The 12792-nt window shown below is 46.7% G+C and carries 7 protein-coding genes; all 7 read left to right on the forward strand.

All coding sequences use genetic code 11. The features are described 5' to 3' along the window. The first annotated feature begins 41 nt into the window (after positions 1-41). The 7 genes from QP938_05325 (at position 42) to QP938_05355 (ending at position 12570) form a co-directional block, all read left to right on the forward strand. The gene (locus tag QP938_05325; protein WIO75331.1) at positions 42-2903 is read left to right on the forward strand and encodes an insulinase family protein; all 2862 of its coding nucleotides are present in this window, start codon (positions 42-44) and stop codon (positions 2901-2903) included. Positions 2904-3134: 231 nt separating this feature from the next. After that, entirely contained in the window at positions 3135-3650 is a 516-nt protein-coding gene (locus tag QP938_05330; protein ID WIO75622.1) for an RNA polymerase sigma factor, read from the forward strand. A gap of 10 nt (positions 3651-3660) precedes the next feature. Beyond that, a complete protein-coding gene (locus tag QP938_05335; GenBank protein WIO75332.1) occupies positions 3661-4674 on the forward strand; it encodes a FecR domain-containing protein in 1014 nt (337 codons plus the stop codon). Between the two features lie 81 nt (positions 4675-4755). Further along, positions 4756-8205 (forward strand): TonB-dependent receptor plug domain-containing protein, encoded by a 3450-nt coding sequence (locus tag QP938_05340; protein ID WIO75333.1) that lies wholly within the window; start codon positions 4756-4758, stop codon positions 8203-8205. 316 nt (positions 8206-8521) lie between these two features. Further along, the gene (katG, locus tag QP938_05345; protein WIO75334.1) at positions 8522-10735 is read left to right on the forward strand and encodes a catalase/peroxidase HPI; all 2214 of its coding nucleotides are present in this window, start codon (positions 8522-8524) and stop codon (positions 10733-10735) included. 148 nt (positions 10736-10883) lie between these two features. Then, positions 10884-11510: a sigma-70 family RNA polymerase sigma factor gene (locus tag QP938_05350; GenBank protein WIO75335.1), complete on the forward strand. Its 627-nt coding sequence runs from the start codon at positions 10884-10886 to the stop codon at positions 11508-11510. Next, complete coding sequence (locus tag QP938_05355) at positions 11500-12570, forward strand: FecR domain-containing protein (GenBank protein WIO75336.1); 1071 nt, start codon at positions 11500-11502, stop codon at positions 12568-12570. The genes QP938_05350 and QP938_05355 overlap by 11 nt, the downstream gene beginning before the upstream one ends. Positions 12571-12792 lie beyond the last annotated feature (222 nt).

A 12792-nucleotide genomic window follows, 5' to 3' on the forward strand; every position in this document is an offset into this window, starting at 1 on the left:
CTCGCCTCTTAAGAGGCGAGTTGTTTTTTTGGAGTTAAAGTATGAATTTCAAGCAAAAAAAATTGCTAAGTTTTATAGCACTGGCCGGGATTTTAGGTGGCTGCACCCCGGGCTCTAATGTTGATACTGTAAGTCAGGCGGTAGATCCTTCAGCATATATTGTGCAAAGCTACCCTTTGGATACCAAAGAGTACCGTTATGTAGAGTTGGAAAATGGTTTGCGCGCTATTCTTATTTCCGATAAAGACGCTGTTAAAGCTGCCGCATCTTTGAATGTGGATGTAGGCTCCTATCAGGATCCGGATGGCTGGGATGGCTTGGCACATTTTCTTGAGCATATGCTGTTTTTGGGTACCGAAAAATATCCCGATTCAGATGAGTACATGAAGTATCTGGATGCCCATGGTGGTCAGCGCAATGCGTACACTGCATACGATATGACCAATTATCATTTTTCGGTGGATGCCAATGGCTTTGAAGGTGCCCTGGATCGTTTTTCCCAGTTCTTTATCTCTCCGCTGTTTACCGAGAAATATGTTGACCGAGAAAAGAATGCAGTGCACTCCGAGTACTTTACCCGCATAAACAATGATGGTATTCGCGGAGCAGAAGTATTTGAAAATATCATCAATCCACAGCATCCGGCCTTTAAGTTTAATGCCGGGAACCTGGATACATTGACCGATAAACCAGATCAGAAAGCTCGTGAAGTATTGATTGATTTTTACAACAGTTACTACAGCGCTGACCACATGACGCTATCTCTGGTAAGTAATCACAGTCTTGATGAGCTGGAAAAACTGGCGAAAGAGAAATTCAGTACCATTCCGGTGTTGAATAGTGTGCCGAAAACCAACTTTCCTGCGCTGTTTGCTGAAGGTGAACTTCCTAAAATTGTTGAAATCAAGCCGATTCAGGAGGCGCGTAGCCTGAGCTTGACCTTTCCGATGCCGGTGATGCGAGAACACTACCAGGAAAATCCGATAGGCTTTGTGGCCAGCCTGATCAGTGCCGAGGGTGAAAACAGTCTGCGGGATCGGTTAAAGGAAAAAGGCTGGATCTTGGGATTTAGTGCTTCAGCGGGTATGAGTTATGGTGGCAATGACAGTTTCACTATAGGGATTGGCCTCACAGAGGCAGGTGAACAGCATCAAGATGAGATTATTGCTGCCATTTTTGACCAGATTCAACTGGTGAGAGATAGCGGTGTTGAAGAGTGGCGCTACAACGAAATCAAAAACCTGGCCGAGATGGGATTCCGTTTCTCGGAGAATGGTTCGCTGGGAATGCAGGGTGCGATCAGTTTTGCCAATGCGTTGCAGCGTGTATTACCACGAGATTTGCTGGGTTCCGGATTTAGGAAATTTGATAGGGTACTGATCAATCAGGTTCTGGATCAATTGCGTCCTGAAAATATGGTGGTTACCTTTTCATCTCCGAGTGTTACACCAGACAAAACCACAGAGTTTTATGAAGCTGAGTATCGCACTTATCAGCCTACGGAAGATCGTGTGGCTAGCTGGAGTAAAACCCTCTTTGCAGATTTGACCTTGCCGGAAAGAAACCCGTTGATTCCAGAGAATTTTGATTTGGAGCAGGTCGTTTCAGCTGAGCAGCCGGTTAAATTGACTGAGAGCGGCTCGGTGGAGTTGTGGCACTATCCCAATATTGAGGATGGTATTCCCCGCACCACGGTAATGTTAGCGATTGACCGCCCTGACCGCCCAACTTTGGAGCAGGTATTTATTCAGCAATTCTACTTTGCGCTGATGAGTGAGCAGCTGCAGGATTTGGGTTATAACGCGAGTCGTGCCGGTATGAGCTATAGCGTAAGCGCTGGCGGCGTCAGTTTTGCAGGTTATTCGGACAAACTGGCTGAATTGTCAGATGTGATTTTGGCTGAGGTGCTAAAGCCACGATTTACCCAGCAACAGTTTGATCGACTGGTAGAAGGTACTGAAAGGCAAGTACGCAACTATTATAAAGTTGCCCCAACGGCTGGGGTGAATAGAGAGTTGCAGAACTTACTGAATGCTGACAGTTACCCTCTGGAAGAGCAGATCACTGTATTGCGTAGTATCACTCTGGAGAAAGTTATGGCTGCTCCCGAGTGGCTTTACGGCGAATCCCGGATGCAGATGATCGCCGCTGGCAATATTACTGAATCCCAAGCACGAGATTTTGCTGATCGTATTGTTAAAACACTGGGTATTCAGGGTACTGACAGAGCTATCCCTAAAGGAATGCGCTTGGTACGAGTTGAGGAGAACAAAAACTCCCCAGCAGTATTTGTATCAGAACTTGACCATCAGGATGCGGCTGTCTTGAGATATTATCAAGGCCGCAGTAATGACCAGAAAGAAATGGTTGCTATGAGCTTTCTGGGACAGATGATTAGTCAGTATTACTTCAATGACCTGCGTACAGAGCAACAGTTGGGATATATCGTTCAGGCTATGCCTGTTCAGATGGATAGAACGGCGGGATTGGGCTTTATGGTTCAGTCACCTACAGCGGATGCCAAGACGGTAGAAGCAGCGACAGATGAGTTTTTGCCGAAATTCCAGCAGATATTGGAGAATATGACCGATGAGCAGTTTGAGCCGCTCAAGCAGGCAACACTTGCCCAGCTGAGACAGCCGGCACAAAGCCTGGGCCAAAAGATAGGGATGTATTGGCAAGACCTGAGACTGGGCTATCCCGAATTTAACTCCCGCGAATTATCCATTGAGGCAGTAGAGAAAGTCACCTTGAGTGATATCCGTGACCTGTATCAAAAGACTATTCTGGATAACCCCCGAAGCCTGTCAGTGATCGCACCTGGGGCAAAAGGTGGGGTAACTGCCACAGTTGGTACGGCACAAGAGTATCAAGAGCAGAAGGAGATTATCACCCGCACCTGAAAATCTTGACCAGAAACTAACCGATCAGAAAGCCGGCAACAGGATGTTGCCGGTTTTTTTGTTTTGAACTGCAAAAAACTAAAAAAAATGAATAATGACACTTCACATTATCAAACCTGATGCGTCTATAAGGTGAGCTAGTCTAATTTGAGTCTATAGTGAGTAGTGCGTGTGAAGCTTCGCAGAGTGAAAACAGTGCCTGATAACAGTTCCCGGCGTATCGCCGATGTTATGGAGTTACTATATCGTGACCACGGGGCGGCTCTCCGGTCATTTTTGATTGGGCGTGTGCGAGATGTGTCCGATATCGAAGATGTTATTCACGAAATATTTCTACGCTTGTCAAAGCAAGATGATATTGAGGATCGACTCAAAGAGTCGCCTAGAAAGAATCGAGCCTATCTCTTTACGATGGCAAATAATCTGGTGGTTGATTGGGAGCGGCGATTGTCGGTGCGGCGCAGATATCAATCGGCTCAGATTTTATCTGAAGAATCAAATGCTTATGAATTATCTCCGGAAATTGTGATTGCTGCCACCCAGGAGTTGGATGCGGTTAAAGCGGCTATTCGGCAATTGGACCCAAAGTGGCGACAGGCATTTTTACTTGCAAGATTCAAGGGGTTAAGTCGCACAGAGATTTCAGAAATTATGGGAGTTTCAATTCGGCAAATTGAAACCTACCTATCAAGGGCATTAATTGAATTGCGGAATGCGGTACCCAATCGCGGAGGCGATTATGAATAGGAAAGTCAGTATGTTTAGTAAATTAAGGGCCGCCAAGAATGTAAATCGACTGTTTGAAGGGGAAGCTTCAGAGTCAGATCTCAAGCGAATGAATGGTTGGCAGAGTAGTGACTCCGAGTATAAGGCCGAGTACCTGGCTAATTTGCACTTCCTGGCGGATCTTGAACCATTGGTAAATGATGAGGAAATCCAGTCATATATGGATTTGTCTGCCAAAGCCACTACTTCAAAAAATCCTTGGAAGTGGGCAGGTGTAGCTGCTCTATTAATGGTCTCTGTGTTCGTTGCTTATAATCAGATTGTCATCAATCAGTCTGGAACTGATGAGGCTGCTTACCGTTATGTGACCCAAGTAGGTGAAACAAAAACAGTTGTTTTAGCGGATGGTAGCGAGCTATCGATGAATAGTGGAACAGAGCTGATGGTAAGCATGACCAATGAGCAACGAAATGTCATGTTGAGACGTGGTGAAGCTTACTTTAGAGTTGAAAAAGATAGTGATAGACCCTTTTCTGTATCAGTAGACGGTCAACAGGTGACGGTTTTGGGGACTTCATTTTTGGTAAGAAAGCACGCCAAAGGCATGAATGTAGCTGTTGAAAGTGGCCTGGTAGGGGTGCATCCTGAGGCAGTGAAAATGTCGTCAAACGCGCCAGAGGTTGGGAGTACAAAGGCTTCAATTACAACTGGGGATCTGTTTCAGGTATCGGCAGGCTGGTATGTTGAAATGGACCTCTCAACCGGCAAGGTGTCTTCTAGCAACAATATTCCTGTTGAAAACTACTTTAGTTGGAAGAAGGGCTATTTAGAATTTTCAAGACAACCTCTATATCTTGTTGTGAGTGACTTAAACCGTTATAGCCCGAAAAAAATAGTCATTGAAGATCCGGAAATTATGAATATGGAAGTTAATGCAGTTATCTACATTGACCGGTTATCCCAGTCAATTAGGGATTTGCAAAAAGTAATGCCGATAGATGTTATCAACGAATTCGATCGAATTATTTTAACGACAAAAAAATAGTGCACATTTTTTATCGTGATGCGTCTAGTTAGTGATCTGTCACAAAAGTGACCAATCAACTAACAGTAGAGGTAGGTTTACATGATTAGAAGAAAACGCTTGATGTTAGCTGTGGCTTCAACCGTAGCCATGATGGCATCCTTATCGTCTGCAAGTACATCTGAGGCCATAGAAGTTGACATTAAAAGTCAAAGTGCTGATTTGGCACTGATGGAACTGGCCAAACAGTCCGGTGTGCAAATAATGATGTCATCGGATGCCGCAGGTGTGGCCAAGCTCCCGGCTATCTCTGGAAGTCTTACCATGACTGAAGCGCTGGATCGGCTGTTGGCGGCCAGCGGTTTGAAATATGAGTTTACTTCGGAAGGGTCTGTTGTTGTCTCAAAAGATGAAGAAGAAAATAAATCTGACGCGACTAAAGATAGTGATGAAGTAGAAGAGTTAGTAGTAACAGGTAGCCGCTTAATCACTGAGCCAGGAAAAATGACTCGCCAGATGACGGTTTTTGATCGTGAAGAGATTGAGCGAAGCGGAGCGACTCGGCTGGATGAATTTCTTCGTCGTCTCCCTCAAAACGTCAACGCGCCAAGCAATATCGGGTCAGGCTTCCCAAACCCAGACAGGATCAGTGATTTTGGGCTCGGACAGAATGTTTTTGCCGGCAGCAGTGTCAACCTCCGGGGCCTGGGCTCTCAGTACACATTGATTCTGATTGATGGTCGCCGTCCTCCAAAAGGCGGTCAGTTTGGTGGAATAACCGATATCAGTAACATTCCTTTGGGAAGGGTTGATCGCATTGAGGTGCTCTATGATGGTGCCGCCTCAATCTACGGTGCAGATGCGGTAGGTGGTGTTGTCAACATTATCACCAATCGAGAATTTGAAGGTACAAATGCCACACTGACCTATTCTGATACCACTAAAGGAGGTGGTAAACGGTACAATTTTGATTTGGGGCATACGTTTAATTGGGACAGTGGCTCACTGACAGCGACTTTCGGTTATCAGACCCAGGATCAGATTGATGGTTCTGAACGTGATCTGAGGCTTGGTCTGGCAGAGCAATTTCCCTTGGGCCCATCGTTGCCGGGCAATATCAGGGGGGTAAATTCGAGACCGCTTATGTATGTCAGGGATTTGGATGGTGATGGCAATACCCTGAATCAGGACCTTGATGAAAGGTTGTCGGGTTCTGTGGAAGTGAATGTGGCTTATCAATTTGGTCCGTTCACTATTCCATTTGGTACCAGGGTCGTGGATCGAGGTGACCCTACCGCTAACCTTGGTTCTCTGGTTATTACATCAGATTTTGTCTCTGCCGATGGATATGATCCCGTTATTCAAGCTCAACTTCCAGAATACGACGGAGAGTTGACTCTTTATGATATTGATGATTCCGGGAACATTGGTGAAAGTCTTTACGTACCATTTCGTGGTAATGCGGTCTCCCCGGAAGATGAAACCTATAGCGCTGGGCTGTCCCTGAATCAAGAGTTGTCTGATAGTCTGGATTTATCCCTCTCCCTGGCGTACAGCAAAACTGAAAAAGCCAGTAATACCAGGGGTGACTCTACAAAATTCCAGGTGGACAGGGAGGCCTTTGGTAACCCCTTTGGTTATCAATTTGACTACGCATTTCAAAATGAATTTCCACAGGAGCATCAATTTGTAGATCAGTCCTCTATATCCCTTTCTGGTGATTTGAATTGGGAAATTAATGACAATTGGTCGGCTGAGTTTGGGTTTGGGTTCAGTGAGCAAAAAAACCACTCTGCAACCATCAATCGTTTTAGGCCAAGTGTTCCGACAATTTCCACTGGTGGCGAGTTTATACCAAATCTTTGGGATCTTTTTAACGGGTTTTATGTGACTCGAGATGAATTCTTTAATGAAACGGTAATTGATCTTGGCACCAGATTTAACGACCCTCTGCTTGGATACGATAGTGCCCAGGCACTTGCCGAGGCGGTGATTGATCCTCTCGTTAATACGTCCAATAATGGCTTTTCCCGAGATCTTGATCTCACTTTCCGGGGGAACTTGATGGCGTTGCCTGCGGGTGATATCACTACGAGTCTGACTCTTTCCCATCGACGTCAGATGAATGAAGTTTATAACGATAACGTCACGTTTTTCTCTGCTGTTCTGGACGGTGGCGCCCCTTTTTCGAACACACCGGATTACAACGAACGGTATGGGTCATCGTCCAATGCTGTTGGTGGAGAGATTGCGATTCCGTTATTGGGAGAAGCCAGCGGCTTGCCATTTGTACAGGATTTCCTCATAAACGCCAGTGCCAGGTATGAGGAATACAGCCATGTGGAAGACTCCGGAGTTAACTGGCAGCTAGGTTTTAACTGGGCCCTGAATGACTGGATGACAGTTAGGCTGAACAGAACGTTTAGCCAGATTGTGCCGGAGCAGGCTCGCTCAGCAAGACCGGAGAGAGGTCCGACATTTGGGTATCCATCCTTCTATATCGATGAAAACATACCGCTGCTTGGTGCATACCCGGATTACAGCACTCCACTCTGGACACTGAGAGGGACAAACAAGGGTCTCAAACCCGAGAAGTCAGACGGGTTGGCGCTTGGGTTTATTTTTACCCCGACATTTGTAGATGGCCTGGATATCCAGGTTAATATCTCCGAAGTGGAAACCAATGATCAAATCGGTAACAGCGGTTTAAGTAGCGTATGGAACTCCAATACGATACTACCGGAAAATATTGCACGGAATCCGGTGCTTCGAATTGCCGACCCGGATAATAATCCTGGTGATAGGTTTGATTTACTTGATAGCCTCGGAAATGTGATTGGCGGATCAGCAGCCGGTGATTATATTCTGGATGACCGTGTCCGAAATGTTGGCAGTACTTACAACCTGGGGGCGGATCTGGAGGTTCGATACGCAACTTCTACGGATTGGGGCGATATCAATATGATTTGGAGGCATCAATATATTCACAGGAATGAAGTTGTGCAATCAGATGTCTGTGCTGACGACGTCTGTGCGAGCGACCTGAATTCGGGAATGAGCCAGTTGTATGATGTTCCGGTCGATATCGTCGATACTATTGATCGCCAGAGCTTTCTCGGCAGAGTCGCGTTACCCAGGAACCGGGGTTCAGTAGAAGTTAACTGGGGATATCGTGGGTTACTGGTTGGGCTGTCGACCACCTATCAGCAGGAGACGTCCATTGTTCGGGAGCCTGTTTTGATGATTCCCACATTTCCTATTGATTATCCCGGGCAACAGGCAAATATAAGCCGTGAGGATACAAAACCTTATCAGGCGGTAAACATGGTGCTGCAGTATGATTTTGCCGGTGATATGTTCGATGCTCCGGATTGGTTGTCCAGCACCAGAGTCTCCTTGACTGTTGACGGTGTATATCAATCCGATAGTGAAACCAACACTACTTTCATTCGGAAAGACTTTGATCAGGAGGTTTCTCCCTATGAAATTAACCGCTTTACCTTAAACCCCAGGGGCAGAGCGTTCTCTTTGCGCATTAATAGCACATTCTAAGAGGTATGCTTTAGGGGAGTGGGTAACTCCCCGTGAACCAGGTTTGATCTGGCAGCTTCTCCGATAAATGGTTGCTGCCAGATTAAGCCGGCTACTGAGTTAACTGGAAATCTCATCTTGGTCATGGTGCTAAATTCTGGGGAAAGGTCACATCTCTTCTATTGTTTCAGAATTCAGAACTCCCAACCTCGCATTCTTATCGATCGAAAAAACAGATCAGCCTGTCCAAATTAATCAATTTCATCAATTTTTGTTCCTCTTCTACACTTCTCGATGAGAGTTTGCTTACCGTTATCTGATGAGTGGAGACAACAAAATGTTGAAACAAGCAATTTCTGCCGTTGTATTGCTGACCATTACAGCATCGCCGGTAATTTCAGAAGATAAAGACATTAACAACGATTACTGGTGGCCAAACCGACTGGATCTTGAGCCGCTACGTAAGAATGACCCTGCTTCCAATCCTTTGCATGACAACTTTGACTACGCGGCTGCCTTTAGCAGTCTGGATTTGAATGCAGTGAAAAAGGATATTGAAGAGGCAATGACTACCTCACAGGACTGGTGGCCAGCGGACTTCGGTCATTACGGACCTTTCTTTATTCGCATGGCCTGGCACAGTGCTGGCACCTATCGGGTAAGTGACGGCCGTGGAGGGGCCGATGGCGGTATGCAACGCTTCGCGCCACTTAACAGCTGGCCAGATAACGCAAACCTGGATAAGGCTCAGCGTCTACTTTGGCCAATCAAGCAGAAATATGGTCGCAGCTTGTCTTGGGGGGACTTGATGGTACTTACCGGCACTGTTGCCATGGAGTCCATGGGATTTAAAACCCTTGGATTTGCCGGGGGCCGAGAGGATGGCTGGGAGCCCGATGAAGTGTACTGGGGGTCTGAAGGTGAATGGCTTGGCGACAGTCGCCACAGTGGCGATCGAATGCTGGATAAGCCGTTTGGTGCAACCCAGATGGGGCTTATTTACGTCAACCCGGAAGGACCAAACGGTAATCCGGATCCGCTGGCGGCCGCTCACGACATACGCCGAACTTTTGGGCGCATGGCCATGAATGATGAAGAAACAGTCGCCCTTATCGCTGGCGGTCACACCTTTGGTAAGGCTCACGGTGCTGCAGACCCCTCAAAATATGTCGGCGCAGAACCAGAAGCTGCCAGTATTGAACAGATGGGGTTGGGCTGGAAAAACAAGTATGGCTCAGGGAAAGGGGCCGATACCATTACCAGTGGTTTTGAGGGCTCGTGGACTGTGAACCCCTCGCAATGGACCCACAATTACTTCCAAAACCTGTTCAATTTCGAGTGGGTGCAAAGTAAAAGCCCGGCGGGAGCCACCCAGTGGGTGCCAAAAGATGGAGCAGGTGATGGCTTGGTACCGGATGCCCATGATCCGTCCAAGCGCCATTCGCCCATTATGTTTACTACCGACTTATCACTGAAATTTGACCCATCCTATCGGGAAATTTCAAAGCGGTTTCTCGACAATCCAGGAGAGTTTGAGCTGGCGTTCGCAAAGGCCTGGTTTAAATTAACCCACAGAGATATGGGCCCACGATCCCGCTATTTGGGATCTCTGGCTCCCAAAGAAGCGATGATCTGGCAGGACCCGGTTCCTGCAGTTGACCATAAACTGGTAACAGAAAAGGATGTTGCCAAGCTCAAAAAAGAGATTTTGGATTCAGGGCTCACGGTTCCCCAATTGGTGAGAACTGCCTGGGCATCTGCTTCTACCTATCGCGGCACGGATATGCGTGGCGGTGCGAATGGTGCTCGTATTCGTCTGGCTCCTCAAAGGAGTTGGGTGGTGAATAACCCGGCGGAACTGGACTCCACTCTTGAAGCACTTGAGAAGATCCAAAGAGACTTTAACTCCAAACAACATGGTGGCCGCCAAATATCACTGGCCGACATGATCGTTCTGGGAGGTGCAGCCGCAATTGAGCATGCTGCCAAACAGGGCGGTGTGAGTATCGAAGTCCCATTCAGGCCTGGTCGTACAGATGCAACCCAAGCCCAGACCGACGTGCAGTCTTTTGAGGTTCTGAAGCCGACTGCTGATGGATTCCGTAATTACTTTGAGGCGGGAAACAGCCGTTCTCCGGCAGAGATGCTGGTGGAAAAAGCAGCTCTGCTGGGACTCTCCGTGCCGGAGATGACTGTTCTGGTTGGCGGAATGCGGGCAATGGATGCCAATGCCAATCGGGTTAAGCATGGAGTATTGACCAGTCAGCCCGGCATATTGGCCAATGATTTCTTTACTAATTTGCTCGCAATGAATACTTCGTGGAGTAAGTCTAAAGACAAGGAAGGAGTATATGAAGGGCGTGACAGTGCAAGCGGTAAGCTTAAGTGGACTGCCACTCCAGTAGATCTGATCTTTGGGTCAAATAGTGAATTGCGAGCAGTGTCAGAAGTCTATGCCTTTGAAAACGCTAACGAAAAGTTTGTTAAAGACTTCGTAAAGGCCTGGTCAAAAGTAATGACATTAGACCGCTTTGATTTAGCAGAGCGTTGAAACCAGAAAGGTTTTTTGGGTCACTATGGATTAGGGAGGGGCTTTCTTGAAGGCCCCTTTTTTTTATGGAAGGCCCTGGTGAATCAAATTCGTCTAAACTTTTTTCTGTAAAAGGGTAGGGTACTTCTTTTCTGAAACGATATGCCTAATGAGTAGACGTATCGGACAAAACCTGATGGCTGAAAGGCTGAAAAAAGTGGTCGAGATCTCACACTGGCGAGATAAGTCGCGTAAGCAGGTGCTGGAGCAGCTGTTCAGGGACCATGGTGCCGCCTTGAGTCGGTTCCTGAGGGGGCGGTTTGGGCCAGATGTGGAGCTTGATGACCTGGTGCAGGATGTTTTTGTGTGGCTGGCCAGCAGGGATGACTTATATCACAAAATATCTCCGGAAAGTGGCAGCAATCGCTCCCTACTGTTCACGGTCATCAACAGTATGGCGGTGGACCGGGAGCGACATAAGAAAGTGCAACAACGGTTTGTTCTCGAGGGACAGCAATTTGAAGATGATCAGGAATTGCAGCCATCTCCGGATCAAATATTGGAAAAAAGGCAGCAGTTGGAGCATGTGCACCGGGTAATCATGAATTTGAGGCCAAACTGGAGAAGAGTGTTTATTTTGAGTCGCTTCGAGCATAAAAGTTACCGGCAAATAGCCGAGGAAATGGGTGTGTCGGTAAAGCAGATAGAAAAGTATATGTCGAATGCGCTTAAGGAAATTCGTACCGCATGTAAGGGATTTCGTTCTTTTAAGGGAGGATCTAAAAATGAGTATTAAGAAGTTTGGTCGGGCCAGATCCTCTGATATATCAAGTCAGGCAGCTGATGATGTTGCCCTGTTGTTCTCAAGTCACCTAAATGATGATGATTTAGAGAGAATGCATAAGCATCACGGCGATAATCCAGAGCTGAAGGAAGAGTTTTTGGATACCCTGCATATGCTTGACGAACTCGATGAGCTAGCAAGTATCGAGGAGTACAGGAGCGAGTATAAAGAAGTTGCCCAGACGGAAGCCAATAAAAGCCGATCTGGTCACTGGAACGGCTGGGGAATGTCTATTGCGGCAGGTATGGTTTTGTCTGCCACGGTTCTCTTTTCATACGTATCCATGAACCCCGAGATAGCCGATGATGGAAATATCCTGAGATACGTTACCCGGGTTGGCGAGCAAAAAACTGTCGAACTGGAAGATGGCTCCGTTATTGATATGAATACAGGGAGTGAAATTCTGGTAGATATTGGCAGTGAGGAGCGAGTTGTAACCCTGGTCAGGGGGGAGGCTTTCTTTGATGTCGCGAAAGACCCGGAGCGCCCCTTTTCGGTTAAGGTGGACGGACGTGATGTAACGGTACTTGGCACTTCCTTTGATATTTTGAAAACGCCTGATGAGTTCACCCTCTGCGTCTTGGAAGGGGTTGTTTCTGTTCATAAGGCGGAATCAGAGGTTGTTCCGGAATCACCAGAGTTTGCAGTTACAAGCACCGAAGAGGTGGTTTTGGAGGATGTGGGCCAAAGGCTGGTTAAGAAAGGAATAGTAGTTTCATATTCAAGTTGGGATGATGAAGTAACCGCCAAATGTGTTAATAGTCCTGAGCGGTTGGTCAGCTGGCGTAAAAAGTTACTTAGTTACAATGGCGAAACATTATCAGATGTGATTCAGGAGTTTAACCGCTACTCTGCCAAGAAGATTCTTATTAAAGACTCTTCAGTGATGGATCTGAATATCTATGCAACATTCCGGTTGGATCGAATCGATATCGCTTTGTCGGATCTTGAAAAGATTCTGCCAATAAAGGTTACCAGGCATCACGATCGTATAGTTATATCTTCCAAGTGAAGAGTTTATATGTTTAATACCATTTCAGTGTGGTCCGTAAAGGGCCACCAATCATGATCAATAGTTCAAGCTGGATCGTTCAAATATTTCAGGCAGGAAGCCAATTGGTTTTGAGGCCTGATGGTCAACCCTCTTCAAGTCTCAAAATATTAAATCGTTGACACTGTTTTTCTCAGTGCTGATTTTATTGGTTGTTCAGGTGGTGAGCCAATTTAATTTTTC

Source organism: Porticoccaceae bacterium LTM1 (assembly GCA_030252795.1).
Taxonomy (GTDB): domain Bacteria; phylum Pseudomonadota; class Gammaproteobacteria; order Pseudomonadales; family Porticoccaceae; genus SCSIO-12696.

Coding starts and splice junctions, on each gene's coding strand:
- QP938_05325 (WIO75331.1), top strand. CDS start 42: ATGAATTTCAAGCAAAAAAAATTGCTAAGTTTTATAGCACTGGCCGGG.
- QP938_05330 (WIO75622.1), top strand. CDS start 3,135: ATGGAGTTACTATATCGTGACCACGGGGCGGCTCTCCGGTCATTTTTG.
- QP938_05335 (WIO75332.1), top strand. CDS start 3,661: ATGTTTAGTAAATTAAGGGCCGCCAAGAATGTAAATCGACTGTTTGAA.
- QP938_05340 (WIO75333.1), top strand. CDS start 4,756: ATGATTAGAAGAAAACGCTTGATGTTAGCTGTGGCTTCAACCGTAGCC.
- katG (WIO75334.1), top strand. CDS start 8,522: ATGTTGAAACAAGCAATTTCTGCCGTTGTATTGCTGACCATTACAGCA.
- QP938_05350 (WIO75335.1), top strand. CDS start 10,884: ATGAGTAGACGTATCGGACAAAACCTGATGGCTGAAAGGCTGAAAAAA.
- QP938_05355 (WIO75336.1), top strand. CDS start 11,500: ATGAGTATTAAGAAGTTTGGTCGGGCCAGATCCTCTGATATATCAAGT.